We start from the raw sequence: 15,150 nt of genomic DNA, 5'->3' as shown, positions 1-15,150 counted from the left end.
TGGTTACGGTTGCGAATATACGTCCAAGCAGTTTATATCAAATTTCTAATTTCGCGCTCCATCAAAACTATATCTATGAGCGAAGGAAAAGAAACAGTAAAACTGAAAGGAAGCCCAGTATTGCTGAAAGGATACATTCCTGAAGTTGGTGAAATTGCACCTGACTTCACATTTGTACAGGCAGACATGAACGAAAAAAGCCTTTACGATTTCGAAGGCCTGAACAAGATCATCATTTCGTTGCCAAGTATTGACACAGGCATTTGTGCCTTGGAAACCAAGAAATTCAACGAGGCTGTAAGTAAGTTGGAAAACGTGATCTGTATTTCGGTATCGAAAGACCTACCATTTGCACTTAAGCGTTTTTGCGGAGCAGAAGGCATTGAGAACGTGAGAGCCGTTTCTGATTTCCGTTATTCAGATTTTGCGAATGAATACAACTTGGAAATGGTGAACAGCCCATTGAAAATGCTTTTGGCGCGTGCCGTTTTTGTGCTCGACACAAAGAATAAGATACACTACGTGGAATTGGTTGAAGACATTACCTACGAACCAAACTACGATAAGGCGCTTGCTGCATTGGCCAAACTGAAATGACCGATTTCCTCCAAAAGGAATTCTACTGGAATACAGTAGGAGAATGGATGCTTGCGCTGGCCATTATTTTGGGCAGTGTGGTGCTCGGAAAACTTGTTTTCTGGCTCTTTTCCAATGTGGTAAAACGGCTAACCGCCCGTACCAAGACCAATCTTGATGACATCATCATTGATATGGTGGAAGAGCCGATTGCCTTTGCCATTGCCATTCTAGGTATTTGGTACGGTTTCGATTCGTTGCATTTGCCCGATGTGGCGCATGTGTGGGTGAATCGGATCTATTACCTGCTCATCATCTTCAATATTGCCTGGTTGGTAAACCGCGTGTTGGATGCGCTGATCCAGGAATACATCGTGCCTATTGTTGAAGCTTCTGAAAGCGACCTTGATGATCAGCTTCTGCCTATCCTGAAAAAAGGGATCCATGCTGCGGTGTGGATCATGGCGATCATTGTTGGTCTGAACAACGCAGGCTACGATGTAGGTGCGCTGATTGCAGGATTGGGAATAGGTGGTTTGGCGCTGGCACTTGCTGCGCAGGATACCGTTGCCAACCTATTCGGAGGCATCACCATTTTTGTGGATCAACCTTTTACCATCAACGATTGGATCAAGATCAATTCCTACGAAGGGATCATTGAAGAAGTTGGTATCAGAAGTACGCGCATCCGCACCTTCGAAGGCCGATTGGTCACTATTCCGAACAAGGTTTTTGCTGAATCGGCCATTGAGAATGTTTCTGCCGAACCAAGCAGACGGGTGATCATTGTACTCGGATTGACCTACGACACTTCGCACGATCGCATTCAGGAAGCGTTGGACATTCTCAAAAGCATTCACGCAGAACGGCCTGATGCGTTGGAGGAAAAAGTGCTGACGCTGTTCGATTCGTTCGGAGACTTTTCGCTCAACGTCAAGTTTGTGTATTACATCAAAAAGGGGCAAGATGTATTTGCCGTCAATTCGGGAATTAACCTGGATATCTTGAAACGATTCAATGCGGCAGGTATCGAATTTGCCTTCCCTACCCAAACGATCCACGCCACCGTGGAGAAATAGTTAAAACTTACTGGTCAAAAATTTTAGCCCCGATTCTTCGGGGTTATTTTTGTCCAAAATATTTTTATCCAATGGCATCATACGAAGTAACAGGAAAGTTGAAAGTGAAAATGGAAGAGCAATCTTTCAGTAGCGGATTCACCAAAAGAGAGTTTGTTCTTACAACCGAAGAGCAATATCCACAGGACATCAAGTTTGAACTCATCAAAGACAAAACGTCTGTGATTGATAAGTTCAAAGAAAACGATACGATCAAAGTCAGTTTCAACCTACGTGGAAACGAGTATAACGGAAAGTACTTTGTCAATCTCCAAGCTTGGAAAGTAGAGGTCGGACAGGCTGAAGGTTCAAACATTCCAGCTCCGCTTGATCCAATGGCCGACATGCCAATGGCTTCATCTGGTCCTGCGCCTACAAGTATTGACGATATTGGAGAAGACGACCTTCCATTCTAAAACATAGAAAACATGAGCGATAGAAAACTCGAACGAAAACAAGGTAAGATCCTTGGTGTATGTGCCGGAATTGGCGAATACATGGATCTTGACCCAACCATTGTGCGCTTGGCTTTTGTACTGATGTTCTTTTTTGCCGGAGGCGGAATACTCTTGTATATCATCCTCGCGCTGATCATGCCAAAAGCATACTAAGATGCCAGAAGTTGCAGTCCTCATTGTCGGATTGCTTCTGAACGGACTGGGAATTCTGGGATGTATTGTTCCCGCACTTCCAGGGCCGCTTCTTAGTTGGCTATCGCTGTTTCTTTTCTTTCTTCTTCCAGAACACGAAGTAAGCAGTACCACGCTCGTGGTCACGGGGCTTCTGATGGCGCTTGTCACTGCGTTGGATTATGTTGTGCCCGTGCTTGGCGCCAAGAAATTCGGTTCTTCGAAAGAAGGCGTTTGGGGAGGCATGATCGGCATTGTGGTCGGCCTGTTCTTCTTTCCACCCGTTGGCATCATTTTGGGCCCATTGCTTGGCACAATCATAGGCGACCTGATTGCAGGCGGAACCTTTACCAAAGCCTTGAACAGCGGCATAGGTTCGCTGCTGGGATTCATTGTCGGTACTTCCATAAAACTTATTTACTCCATTGGCGTATTGACCTTGTTCACCATTAAAGCAGGTGGTGCCATCGGTCAATTATTTACGCAATGGTTTTCTTAAGAGCTACAAGTTTCAAGCCCAAAGCTGCAAGTATTTCGCTTGGCGTTGTGCTAGCATTTTTCTCACTGTTTTCAATTCTGAATTCGAATGCACAAGTATTTGATGCGGAACGTATCACAGCTTGGGAAAATGCTGGTCTGACCACCGATTTGCATGCGCCAACCAACCAAGTGAATGTATTGGACTTTGGTGCCGACAACACAGGCAATTCCAGTTGCAATTCTGCATACACAGCTGCATTGGCTAGTCTGAACGGAGGTGCTGGAACCGTCTATTTTCCGCAAGGCGAATATTTTTTCGATGCGGCCATTGCTGTCCCAGATGGTGTATTCATGAAAGGCGAATCGGCAGAAAGCATACTTCGTTTTGACCTAGGTGGCAGTGGAAACCTGATCGTGATGAACGGCTCTATTTACCCGACTGAGATGACACTTGCAGCAAACGCCATCAAAGGAAGCTACACGCTGGAATTGACAGATGCCAGTACCATTACCGCAGGAGATGTTGTGCGTTTATATCAGTTTGACGAAGATTACATGTTCTCATCGTGGGCACATGGCAGCTTAGGACAAGTGGCTGAGGTTACCGAAGTGAATGGCAACACGCTGACCTTGGCAGACCCGCTGAACCATCATTACCCGATTGCCCGAAACCCATTCTTGAAGAAACTCGCACCAAGACGAGACGCAGGTATTGAATGCTTGAAGATTGTGAGGGAAGATGCTTCGGTTGGACAAACAAGCAACATTTACATGGGATACGCTTTCAATTGTGCCATTCGCAATGTGCAAAGCGCGAACAGCAATTTTGCCCATTTAGAGATCAATTCTTCGGCTCATGTTCAGGTAGAAGGCTGCTATTTTCACCGTGCCTTTGCCTATGGTGGTGGTGGACAAGGCTATGGACTGGTATTTCAGGTTGCGAGTAGCTTCTGCTTGGGACAGAACAATGCATTTGAACATCTAAGACATTCCATGCTGATACAAAGCGGAGCAAACGGCAATGTTTTCGGCTACAACTACTCTTACGATGCGTACTGGAATGAATCTAGCTTCCCGACCAATGCATCTGGAGATGCCGTGCTTCATGGAAATTACACTTACCTCAACTTGTTTGAAGGGAACACGGTTCAGAACATCGTGGTAGATGCTTCGCATGCCAAGAATGGTCCTTTCAACACTTTCTTCAGAAACCGCGCAGAACTTTATGGGTTCTTTTCCGACTCTAGCACGCCTACAGATTCCATGAATGTGGTTGGCAACGAGATAACGAATACCGGTTTTCCGCTTGGGCTTTTTGCGCTGAACGGAAATGGCCATTATTCTTATGGGAATAACGTTTACGGAACGGTCACGCCTGCCAGCACTTCCAACCTGAGTGTGAATTCGCTGTATTTGAACGAAAGCGAACTACCTGATTTTCTGAGCGCAGAAACCCTACCAATGGTCGGTTATCCACTTGATATGAACGACAAACTGCTGCAAGCACAGATACGTTTTGAGAACGGAAGTCCGGTAAGTTGCAGTGGCGAATTGGTGACCGAAGTTTCATCGCCTGTAAAGAGTCCAGAAGCTCGGGTAAAACTCTACGGAAACGAACTTAGAATGGACCCTTCGCTCCTACCCGCTTCGGTGAACATCTATTCGATGGACGGAAAATTACTTCACCACTCAGTGAGCAGCATTGGTGTTCTTCTACTTGAAGAAATAAGCCAAGAACCCGTGATCGTTCAAGTGATCGGAAAAAACGGCAGCGCAAGCACCCTGAAGGTGTTGCGCTGACCGGTCATTATTCCTTAAAACTATTGTTGACTATTTGCCTAGCACTTTACGGGCAATCAGTTCTTTCATGATCTCGTTGGTGCCTGCATAGATGCGTTGCACGCGGGCATCTGCCCAAGCACGCGCCACATCGTATTCCCAGATGTAGCCGTAGCCGCCATGCAATTGCAGACACTCATCGGCCACTTGGCATTGCACTTCTGTGCAGGTCAGTTTGACCATGCTGGCCATGGATGCATCCAATTTTCCTTCGTTGTGCAAGGCAATGCAAGCATCGAGAAAGGCACGTGCCTTGGTGATCTCTGTGGCCATTTCGGCCATTTTGAAACGCGTGTTCTGGAAACGTGAAATGGCCTGACCGAAAGCATTCCGCTCATTGACATACTTAACAGTTTTCCAGAAAATTCCTTCTGCTGCACCAATGGCACCAATTCCTACTACCAAACGCTCCTGCGCCAATTCGGTCATCAGGTATTTGAAACCTTCGCCTTCTTTCCCGATCAAGTTCTCTTTCGGCACTTTTACGTTATCGAAGAAAAGCTCGCAGGTATCTTGCGCATGCAAACCTATCTTGTGAAATGGTTCGCCTTTGGTAAAACCTTCCATGGTGGCTTCCATCAACAGCATGCTGATGCCTTTGGCACCCATGCTTGGATCCGTCTTAACGGCCGTAACCGCCACATCGCACAGATAACCGTTGGTGATGAAAGTCTTAGAGCCATTCACCAAGTAATGATCGCCTTTATCCTCTGCGGTGCATTTCATTCCTTGGAGGTCGCTACCGGCCGCAGGCTCTGTCATGGCAATGGCGCCAATGGCCTCGCCACTGATCATTTTCGGACACCATTTCGCTTTCATTTCCTCCGAACCGAAATCGAGGATGTATGGCAATACGATATCGCTGTGTAGTGGGTAACCCACTGCCGGACCAGCTACTCCTGCCCTGCTCAACTCTTCTGAGAAGATGGCATTGTAGCGGAAATCCTCGATTCCAAGACCGCCATAGGCTTCTGGTGCTTGCATACACAGGAAGCCGTTCTCTCCTATTTTCCTCCAGCTTTCGCGACTGACCATGTGGTTCTTTTCCCACTCGGCATTGTGCGGCACGATCTCTTGTGCAATAAAGTCTCTTACGGAATGGCGGAACATATCGTGTTCCTCGGTGAATAACGGGCGCTCAATGAATTCGGTCATGGTCTATTTTGTTCTTATTAGATGGGCAAATCTACATTCCATATCGTTATTTTGAAACTTGCTCGTATTCTTGTACCCCCGAAACAAAAACTTCGGCCTTGGCGTATGGGCTTTCGAGCCATAACCTGTAAGACAACAATCGTCCATTTAGAGCATTATCCGCTAAGGTCATTCGCCATTCATTTCTGAGCCCCTTCATACTTTCTGTTCATGAAAATTGCCATTCTATCTAGAAACGCTAAACTCTATTCTACCAACCGATTGGTGGAAGCTGGCGAACAACGCGGCCATCAAATGCTGGTAGTCGACCACTCCAAGTGCGACATCATCATTGAGAAAAAGCGTCCGCACATCATGTACAAGGGCGAGGAATTGACCGACATTGACGCCATCATTCCGCGTATCGGTGCTTCCATCACGTTTTACGGAACAGCCGTGGTGCGCCAATTTGAGATGATGAAGGTCTTTTCGGCCATCGAATCGCAGGCCTTAGTTCGCTCGCGCGATAAACTCCGCAGCTTGCAGATCCTTTCAAGAGCTGGTCTTGGGCTGCCTAAAACGGCCTTTACCAATTATTCCAAAGATGTTTCTGAACTGATAAAGCAGGTGGGCGGTGCTCCCTGTGTGATCAAACTATTGGAAGGAACCCAAGGCGTGGGTGTGGTTTTGGCCGAAACACAACAGGCGGCCGAATCGGTGTTGGAGGCCTTTAACGGACTTCAGGCCCGTGTGATCGTGCAACAGTTCATTAAAGAGGCAGGTGGTGCCGATATCCGCGCATTTGTGGTAGATGGCGTAGTGGTAGGTGCCATGAAACGTCAAGGAAAAGAAGGTGAATTCCGCTCCAATTTGCACCGAGGTGGAACAGCCACGGTTCATCAATTGAGCGAAGATGAAGAAAATGCCGCTCTGAAAGCCGCCAAGGTGCTTGGACTGGGCATTGCAGGTGTAGACATGCTTCAATCCAAATCGGGCCCGATGATCATGGAAGTGAACTCATCTCCTGGGCTGGAAGGCATTGAAGGCGCTACAAACAAGAACATTGCTGGCGCCATTATCCGCTACATCGAACGGAACGTTTAGACAAACTTCTCTGCGCTGTAGGCTTCGGCTCCGGCCCTGTAGGCTTCGACTGCGCTCAGCCTACACCCGTACCCTGAGCGGAGTCGAAGAGTACTACCCGTTTCGGAAGAGAATGGAACTATCGCCAAAGCTTAGAAAACGGAAATCGTGCTGAAGGGCATGGTCGTACACACGTCTCCAATCTGGACCGATAAGAGCAGCTACCAGCAACAATAAGGTGCTTTGCGGTTGGTGGAAATTCGTGATGAGCGCATCGGCCATCCGTATGCGATAACCTGGAGCAATGAGCACTTGCGTGTAGCCGTTCAAGTAATTCAGTTCGTTCTTGCGAAGCCATAGTAGCACGGCATCCAATGCTTCGGAAACCTCCACCGTTTCATCGGCCAGTTCGTAAGGGTCCCACTGCCCTACCGAAAAGGCTTCCATCTTGTGTCCGGCCAGCAGCTTAACCCCAAACCAATAGATGCTTTCGATGGTGCGCAAGGAGGTGGTTCCTACGGCAATGATGCGATTATCTGCAGCCGCAGCACGCATCTTTTCGATGGTAGTTACCGAAACAAGTATGCGCTCCTTGTGCATCTCGTGGCCATGCATAGTGTCTGACTTGACAGGCTTGAAGGTTCCGGCACCCACATGCAGCGTAACAAACAGCGATTGCACGCCCTTCTCTTTCAGTTCATCAAACACTTCTTTGGTAAAATGAAGCCCAGCCGTAGGTGCCGCCACAGAGCCATCGGCCTGCGCATACACCGTTTGGTAGCGTTCTTCGTCTTCCATTTCCGTATCGCGGTTGAGATACGGTGGAAGCGGCAGTATGCCCACATCATCCAAGACCTCCGCAAAGCTGAGCTCCGCATCCCACGAAAAGCGAACAACATAGGCGTCTGTCTCTTTTCCGCATAGTTCTACACGCAGCTGATAATCACCCGTTGTGCTTGCAATCCTTCTGCTGAGCAACTCTCCCGTTTTCCAGCGTTTGCCATTGCCTACCATGGCTTTCCAAACCGTGCTTTTCCTATTGGCAAAGGCTTCCGAAACCTCTGCTGGCTCCATGGGTTCCAGGCAAAGGATCTCTATTTGCGCACCTGTTTCGCGTTGAAAGTGAATGCGTGCATGGATGACGCGCGTATCGTTGAACACCAGGCAATCGTTGGCCTGCAGCATGCTGGGCAGGTCTTTGAAGACCTGCTCCGTGATTTCGCCATCACGATAAACAAGCAGCTTGCTGGTAGCTCGCTGGCTGAGCGGATACTTGGCAATGCGTGCATCTGGCAACTGGTAGCTATAATCGCTGATGGCCAGTGCAGATGGATGTGCGTTGGATGGTCTGTCGTTCATTCGGATGGCGTAATGCAGTACTCCTTTTCAGCGCACAAAAGAAAAGAACGTTTCTGATCTATAACTCTCCCCCGTTCAGCTAGCTGAACTGCCCCCTCTCTTTTGAAGAGAGGGGGTGTCCCGACAGGTCGGGACGGGGGTGAGTTGAACTGGGAAACGCTAAGAAATCGCATTTTGGACACCGCTATTTTGAAACCCTTGAAGGTCTATTTAGAAGGAAAGCAGCGAAAACCCTAATTTCAGAGCAGTAAAACCTTGAATTCAAGACCGTAAGTATGAGATCAACCTTCGTTCTAGTTTGCATCATCTGTCCTTTTTTTCTGTCTGCCCAAATGGTAAACCACTTCGAAAACGAAAGTTCAAGATGGTCTGTGGCAGATACATACCCACACGGCAACCAACAAAACCCATCTTTTGTGGAAACCACAACAACGGTCTACGGGTTTATGGGCGACACGACCGTTCAGGGCGAACAATGGTTCAAAACATACGCGTCACCCGATTCTACATTTACCACCAACTTGGCATACCATGGTCTGTTACGCCAAGAAAACGGCTACGTTTTCTATCGGAATACAACAAGCGCCATAGACACGCTATACAATTTCAACATGGAACTTGGAGACAGCGTTCTTTACAACTTTTGGGGTCAGAATGAAGCATACATACATGTAGTGGCCATCGACAGTATTTCCATCAATGGTGAGATGTACAAAAGACTATCATTTGACGAACCCATTTTCGGGTTCTTCCTGATGGACGAAAAGTGGATTGAAGGAATTGGAAGTGTGCACGGACCACTTTTCCCGCTGCATCCAGAAGCTTTCAGTGAAGAGATGCCCGATAGTTTAAACCTGGTCTGTACCCATGTGAACGAAATCCTGTATTGGAACAACCCGTTCTACGACAATTGTTCGGTCAACATAATCCTTGATATTGAAAACCCGGAAATACCTGGCTTCAGCATCTACCCCAATCCGTCAAGCAATCAGATCATTATCAGCCAAGAACAGACCAACACCGGACAGTTCTTTGTAAGTGACATGCTCGGAAAGAAGGTTCTTTCAGGTTCATTGCTTTCCAGTGATCAATCGGTGGACATAAGCCATTTGAAAGATGGCGTTTATATCGTCACGGTTTTGCTTGACGATACGCCTTTGACCAAGCAGATAATGAAGTATTGAGTACCTGATCAGTCATTGAAACAGCCCATGGTCTTAGTAGCCAAAAACTGGTAAAACAGTAAAACAAGTATCAATCGTTCTCGGTAGCAGCTACCATTAGCAGCACCGATCCTTTGCGTCACCTTCAACAAGCAACCGTCACTTTTTCCTTGCATGTAAACAATCCAATAAGTAACTTAGTGTACTTAAACCCCATGAAACCATCCCCTCATGGTCAAACGAACACAGAAATACATCCTTTTACGACAGGATGGTCAATGCATCCGTTGTCGCATCAAACACATCATCTGCATCATTTCCATTTCGGGCAAACGATACGTTTACGAATGGCAACATCGCAACGGGCCTCAGGTACAGGTCTTCTCATCGGGCTACAATCTTTCTAAATTCAAAGAAGAGATAGACGACCCTCATTTCTATCCAATATTTGAAGGAGTGATCTTCAATACACGCTTCTATCAAAGCATTGATGCCGACCGCAATTTGCGTACAAACGCTCCGATTGACATAAAACTGGTGGTGGCACGCAAGGCCCTTGTAGGCTTTATGAAGCACCTGCTCAGTTGGTAAAACTGCCTTCTGAAAGACAAAGCGACCAGCTGGAATACACAGCCTACCATCTGGAATAACCCGTAGCGGACCTGCCGCGGGTGCAAGCAAATTTGTGGTATGCAATTATCCTACAACATCCTTGCAAACACCATCAACAGATCGGTAAATGCCTTTCGCGTACATGTTGATCCGATCCGCATCCTTGTTAATGCGATCTGCATCCATGTTGATCCGATCCGCATCCTTGTTGATGTGATCTGCATCCATGTTGATCAGATCCGCATCCTTGTTGATGCGATCCGCATACATGTTGATCCGATCCGCATACATGTTGATCCGATCCGCATACATGTTGATCCGATCCGCATACATGTTGATCTGATCCGCGCACATGTTAATGCGATCTGCACACACGATAAGGCCTTGAAGCCATGCCGCACGGCCTACACCCCGCTTGCTTTATCTAAAAATCAATAATCATCATATGAACCCTTAAAAAACAGAAACATGAAAAAGATCAGATGCAGTTTAGCCTATCATCGCATGCCAATAGGCAGTTTTGGAGATTTTGCCGGAGGTGTACGCGATGGCATTTATGGCAATGCCACCGAGTTCGACACACCCCCGCTGGATCAAGCAGCCTATCAGTCCATTCTCAGCGACTATCTCAATAAACGCTATGCTTACAAGCAGGGAGGAAACGCGCAGATAGGCCCATACCAGGCCGCGTTGGAAAAACTTCTGTCAACGCTCGATAGCTTGGCAGAATATGTCGATTCGGTAGCATCAGAAGATGAGAACATCATCCTACTATCAGGGTTTGTGCCCACAAAAGCCAGCAACAGTAAAGTCCCCAAGCCAGGCCAAGCTACAGGCGTAACCATCACGAGGGGCTCTACAGGTGTGCTACGGGCCGAATGCGATAACCAGAACGTGGGTATCTACTACGGCTGCATCGTTACCATGGGCGCTCCGCTCCCCACCAGTATGTACATCGATAAATATGGTCAGTTCCGTGTGCTGGTAAACGAAACAGACGATGCGCCCGCACAAGTGCTCCTTGGTAGCATCATCGATCTGAATATGAACCGCAGAAAAGAATTCAGTGGGCTTACCCCTGGTGTAACCTACTATTTTGCTTTCTATGTGGTTAATGCGCAGGGTGTAGGATCACTTAGCACACCTGCCAGCTTAATGTGTGGTTAGGATGCGCCTGCCCTGTAGGCTACGGCTGCCGCAGGCTTCGGCTGCATTGCTCGGTAGGCTTCGGCTGCTGTAGGCTTCGGCTGCGCTCAGCCTACCCCCGTACCCAGAGCGGAGCCGAAGGAGCGTACCCAGAGCGGAGCCGAAGGGTAATGTGGCAGAACAAAAAGCACAAGACAAAGCCCCGCTACAATGGCGGGGCTTTTTTTGTTGCACAAAACCGTTGGCAGTTGTTACCTTATTACTATATTTAAGGCATTGAAATACAAACAATTGAAACAGGTAACGACAAATCTGGCTATAGGTAATTTTATTACCTTTAGCCAATTGTTGTGGTGCATTGTGAAAGCTACCTGAAACGTTGGCCGTTGACTGAAAACAAATGAGGTATCTAATTCTCCTCTTGACACTTTTTCTGAACCTGACAGCAGTCGGTTGCGACTGTGGCTGGGGCGGTGACTTTCTGAAGCTCTCAAATGAAACTGCAATCATATTTCAATTTGAGGTACTTGGACACGAAAAGTTAGACCGTGAAAGAGATGAAATTCTAATTGCAAAGGTCTTGAAGATTTACAAAGGCGAACTTGAAAACGATACTGTACGGCTTCGTGGAGACGATGGACATTATTGTGCTCCATATGTCTCGCAGTTTGAAGTTGGCGAAAAGTATATGGTTCAAATTATGAGAACTGACTGGAAAGACCTTTGGTTGTCAAACTGTGGTGAATTCGACTTGGCAATCAAAGGCGACACCATAAATCCTGAAAGCTCAGAATTTAGACATCTTCGTCAGACAACTAAAATCAGCCTGACAAGTTTTGAGCAAATGCTTCGTGACACTCTCGGAACGGAAGCTAATTTCCGAGTAATTGAACACGAAACGGAAAAGGAAACACAATTTGACAAGACTTTTGTCCTTTTAGGTTTACTTGGACTAATTGTCGTAGGATGGATTTATAAAAGAAAACAACGACACCACAACAACCACTAAACCTAATGCGTGCGACCGTACGTCAGTCAGTCTCAGTTTCGTTCTGCGTTGTCTGCGCATGGCGAAAGGACGGCAGTTTCTAACGCATTATCTTTAGCGGAAACCGTTGGGGGCAATTTTATCCAACTTGAAATGTTAGCAGAAACTCGACAGCCTGTCTTTCTTTAATTGCTTGACAACGTTAAATTTGAAACATGTACGACACAAGAGAACAAATCCGTTTTATCGACCTCTTCTGTGGAATTGGCGGTTTTAGGGTCGCGTTTGAAGACGCATGTCAGGAAGTTGACATCTACGCCAACTGCGTTTTTTCATCAGACATTGACAAGTATGCACAGGACAGTTACGAAGCCAATTTTGGCGAACGGCCTCATGGTGACATAACGCAGATTGACGAAAAAGACATTCCTGACCACGACATTTTATTCGCAGGTTTTCCATGTCAGCCATTCAGCATCATTGGACAAATGAAAGGGCTTGACGACACGCGAGGTACTCTGTTCTTTGACATTGCACGCATATTAGAGGAAAAGCAACCGAAAGCCTTTATACTCGAAAACGTGAAGCAATTGGTGGGACATGACGGAGGCAATACGCTAAAAGTTATTTTGAAATCACTTAAAGACCTTGGCTATCATGTTCAGTACAGCGTTCTGAACGCGCTTGATTATGGTTTACCTCAAAAACGGGAAAGAATTGTGATTGTCGGCCACAAAGAGCCTATAATGTTCACATATCCTGACCCGGTTCGTCCGTACAAACCATTGTCGGAAGTACTTGAGGACAAGGTGGACAAGAAACACTATGCTTCGGAATACATTCGTGCCAAAAGAGAAGAAAGTCATAAGTCCTCCTTTTACCCATCCATTTGGCACGAAAACAAATCGGGTAACATTTGTTCCTATCCGTTTTCTTGTGCTTTACGTGCTGGAGCCTCGTACAATTATCTTCTTGTAAATGGTGAGCGTAGGTTAACACCAAGGGAAATGTTCAGGCTTCAAGGCTTTCCTGACAGCTATAAAATCATAGTAAGTGATGGACAGGCAAAGCGACAGGCAGGCAATGCTGTTCCAGTTAACATGATTAAAGCAGTTGTTCAAAAGCTATTACCCTACGTTTCAGTTTCACTTGACCAAACGGCAGTTTTGAGAGAGTATGATTTAAAATACAATCCAAGCTAATGGCAAAAAATTCGCCTAAGTTGAGAACTGTAAACAAGTCTCAACCTCCTTACCCTCTGAACGAATTCAGTTCTGAATTTCCATATATACTTGGTCGGGAAATCGTCTATTTGTTAGCCTCAAAAGGAAAAGGTGTTTTGGAAGGTTCTGAATGGGAAGAAATTTTCGCTCATTGTATCGGTGCAGATTGGAAACCATCGAACGTAGGACTTGACGATGTTGTTCTTGGCAACACCGCGTGGGGTGCCAAAACCGTGAAATCAGGAGTTAAAGACTTTAGGAACTTGAAGAAAGTTCGCCTTATTTCAGGACGAAACTCCATTGTCTATTCTTACGGTGGAACAATCGACACTTCCGCTGACCCTAATGAAGTTGGCGGGCAAGTTCTCGAAATTTGGAATGAAAGAGTTTCGTCCATCCGTGCGAAGTTCAAACACTTACGAACCGTGGTTCTTGTAAAGTCAGACGACTTAACTCAAGTAGCAGTTTTCGAGTTTGATACGGTTCGATACGACCCTGAAATATTTGATTTCATTTGGAATAAAAATGGAAATCTTGAAGGGTTTGACAAAGGAACAGACAACAAGCGGTTCGTTTGGCAACCACATGGTTCGCAATTCACAATTATCGAAGAAGTCCCGTCAAGTAGCCTCATTCTGAAACTCAAACAACCGAAAACTCTGGACAAGGACAAGATTTTGTCTGCTATCGGCTTTGACAAGACATGGGTGACCATTGAAAAAAGAGAATAAAAAACTGCCCCCAACAATTGCTATCAAAAACAGGGTGAACGTGGGTTACGCAGTCTCGCCAGTTTCTTCAAACTCACTTTCGGGTGAAAGGTCGAAGCTGCCTAAACCCTGTTTTTCATAGCAGTACCCGTTGGGGTTAATTTTGATGGCGCTTCGATTGACACTAATTCTTTTGCTGACAGCTTTGTGCTCGTGTCAACCACGACTTGACGGGTTGTACTCAATTTGCTGGGACACACCAGATCGAGAAGGCTGTGAATATATCAATCTAAAGAAGGACGGTACGTTCCTTTATTCGGACCCGTACAACATTTCAGGAAACATTGACACTCACGGACAATGGGAAATAATCAACGACACATTGATTCTGAATACAAATCACCAGCTATATGAATTAGTATATACCAAAACACCAAATGAAACTGAGTTCAAAGATTCGGTGAAACTCATTTTCACTACTCTTGATCCCTCAGGTGAAAAATTCAATGTTGGAGCGTTCTCAGAAGTTAATCTTGGTTTTAAATCCGAAACAATCACACCAGATGCAACTGGAAACCTTATCGTCAACAGAAATGATTTGATAGCTGTACGGTTGCACCACATTGGCATCAGACAGTTTTGGATAACCGACATTTCTCGTGACAGGGAATTCGATAAACTGGAAATACAATACAATACTGAGTTTATGTATGGGGAAATATTTGAGAACGAAAAGTGGCTTATAAAGTCTGACTCAATCCTCATTCCGACAGTTGACGACAGCGGCAAATTCTTGAATTATCGAATTTTGGAAAGAAACAAAACTAACCCCAACACCATCTATGCAAAATAGGGTCTCATCAGTTACGCAGGGTTCGGGTTTATCTGTCCGCTCCTGTCCTGTGGGACAGGGCGAAGCAGCTAAAACCCTATTTTTCATAGCTGTAAAACGTTGTGGTTAATACTAAAGAGCATGAAACAAACCTTAACTCTAATTTGCATCGTTTGCCCATTTTTTCTGTTTGCTCAGACGGCAAACCACTTTGAAAATGAAAGTTCAAGGTGGTTTGTAGCCGAATCTTACGGAAAT

17 protein-coding genes are annotated in these 15,150 nt (G+C 46.2%); 14 read left to right on the top strand and 3 right to left on the bottom strand.

Annotated features, from left to right (window positions below; genetic code table 11):
- Positions 1-75: 75 nt before the first annotated feature.
- The 6 genes from tpx (at position 76) to K9J17_07370 (ending at position 4,603) form a co-directional block, all read left to right on the top strand.
- Positions 76-597: a thiol peroxidase gene (gene tpx, locus K9J17_07395; GenBank protein ID MCF8276543.1), complete on the top strand. Its 522-nt coding sequence runs from the start codon at positions 76-78 to the stop codon at positions 595-597.
- Positions 594-1,655 (top strand): mechanosensitive ion channel family protein, encoded by a 1,062-nt coding sequence (locus K9J17_07390; GenBank protein ID MCF8276542.1) that lies wholly within the window; start codon positions 594-596, stop codon positions 1,653-1,655. The genes tpx and K9J17_07390 overlap by 4 nt, the downstream gene beginning before the upstream one ends.
- A gap of 71 nt (positions 1,656-1,726) precedes the next feature.
- The gene (locus tag K9J17_07385) at positions 1,727-2,110 is read left to right on the top strand and encodes a DUF3127 domain-containing protein (protein MCF8276541.1); all 384 of its coding nucleotides are present in this window, start codon (positions 1,727-1,729) and stop codon (positions 2,108-2,110) included.
- Between the two features lie 12 nt (positions 2,111-2,122).
- On the top strand, positions 2,123-2,305 hold the full coding sequence (locus K9J17_07380; GenBank protein MCF8276540.1) for a PspC domain-containing protein: 183 nt from the start codon (positions 2,123-2,125) through the stop codon (positions 2,303-2,305).
- Between the two features lies 1 nt (position 2,306).
- Positions 2,307-2,822 carry a DUF456 domain-containing protein gene (locus tag K9J17_07375; protein MCF8276539.1) on the top strand — a complete coding sequence of 172 codons (516 nt, stop codon included), beginning with the start codon at positions 2,307-2,309 and terminating at the stop codon, positions 2,820-2,822.
- Complete coding sequence (locus tag K9J17_07370; GenBank protein ID MCF8276538.1) at positions 2,810-4,603, top strand: glycoside hydrolase family 55 protein; 1,794 nt, start codon at positions 2,810-2,812, stop codon at positions 4,601-4,603. The genes K9J17_07375 and K9J17_07370 overlap by 13 nt, the downstream gene beginning before the upstream one ends.
- A gap of 30 nt (positions 4,604-4,633) precedes the next feature.
- Here K9J17_07370 and K9J17_07365 read toward each other — a convergent pair whose 3' ends face one another.
- Complete coding sequence (locus K9J17_07365) at positions 4,634-5,797, bottom strand: acyl-CoA dehydrogenase family protein (protein ID MCF8276537.1); 1,164 nt, start codon at positions 5,795-5,797, stop codon at positions 4,634-4,636.
- Positions 5,798-6,007: 210 nt separating this feature from the next.
- On the opposite strand from K9J17_07365, the gene rimK reads away from it, so the two are divergent.
- The gene (rimK, locus tag K9J17_07360) at positions 6,008-6,880 is read left to right on the top strand and encodes a 30S ribosomal protein S6--L-glutamate ligase (GenBank protein ID MCF8276536.1); all 873 of its coding nucleotides are present in this window, start codon (positions 6,008-6,010) and stop codon (positions 6,878-6,880) included.
- A 93-nt stretch (positions 6,881-6,973) separates the two neighbouring features.
- Here rimK and K9J17_07355 read toward each other — a convergent pair whose 3' ends face one another.
- Entirely contained in the window at positions 6,974-8,218 is a 1,245-nt protein-coding gene (locus tag K9J17_07355) for an S-adenosylmethionine:tRNA ribosyltransferase-isomerase (GenBank protein MCF8276535.1), read from the bottom strand.
- 416 nt (positions 8,219-8,634) lie between these two features.
- Here K9J17_07355 and K9J17_07350 point away from each other — a divergent pair, with 416 nt between their 5' ends.
- Together K9J17_07350 and K9J17_07345 are read left to right on the top strand one after the other, a co-directional pair.
- Entirely contained in the window at positions 8,635-9,402 is a 768-nt protein-coding gene (locus tag K9J17_07350) for a T9SS type A sorting domain-containing protein (protein ID MCF8276534.1), read from the top strand.
- A gap of 210 nt (positions 9,403-9,612) precedes the next feature.
- Positions 9,613-9,972, top strand: coding sequence for a hypothetical protein (locus K9J17_07345; GenBank protein ID MCF8276533.1), 360 nt, complete (start codon positions 9,613-9,615; stop codon positions 9,970-9,972).
- 105 nt (positions 9,973-10,077) lie between these two features.
- Here the strand turns inward: K9J17_07345 and K9J17_07340 are convergent, their stop codons facing one another.
- Positions 10,078-10,347, bottom strand: coding sequence for a hypothetical protein (locus K9J17_07340; protein MCF8276532.1), 270 nt, complete (start codon positions 10,345-10,347; stop codon positions 10,078-10,080).
- Between the two features lie 114 nt (positions 10,348-10,461).
- Here K9J17_07340 and K9J17_07335 point away from each other — a divergent pair, with 114 nt between their 5' ends.
- From K9J17_07335 to K9J17_07315, 5 genes are all read left to right on the top strand, one after another.
- Positions 10,462-11,160, top strand: a complete 699-nt coding sequence (locus tag K9J17_07335) for a fibronectin type III domain-containing protein (GenBank protein ID MCF8276531.1) — start codon at positions 10,462-10,464, stop codon at positions 11,158-11,160.
- A 379-nt stretch (positions 11,161-11,539) separates the two neighbouring features.
- Positions 11,540-12,148, top strand: coding sequence for a hypothetical protein (locus K9J17_07330; GenBank protein ID MCF8276530.1), 609 nt, complete (start codon positions 11,540-11,542; stop codon positions 12,146-12,148).
- 194 nt (positions 12,149-12,342) lie between these two features.
- Entirely contained in the window at positions 12,343-13,329 is a 987-nt protein-coding gene (locus tag K9J17_07325; protein MCF8276529.1) for a DNA cytosine methyltransferase, read from the top strand.
- Complete coding sequence (locus tag K9J17_07320) at positions 13,329-14,081, top strand: hypothetical protein (GenBank protein MCF8276528.1); 753 nt, start codon at positions 13,329-13,331, stop codon at positions 14,079-14,081. The genes K9J17_07325 and K9J17_07320 overlap by 1 nt, the downstream gene beginning before the upstream one ends.
- Before the next feature lie 157 nt (positions 14,082-14,238).
- The gene (locus K9J17_07315; GenBank protein ID MCF8276527.1) at positions 14,239-14,913 is read left to right on the top strand and encodes a hypothetical protein; all 675 of its coding nucleotides are present in this window, start codon (positions 14,239-14,241) and stop codon (positions 14,911-14,913) included.
- Positions 14,914-15,150 lie beyond the last annotated feature (237 nt).

The organism is Flavobacteriales bacterium (genome assembly GCA_021739695.1).
Classification (GTDB): domain Bacteria; phylum Bacteroidota; class Bacteroidia; order UBA10329; family UBA10329; genus UBA10329.
This window is presented reverse-complemented; position numbering and strand designations above follow the sequence as displayed.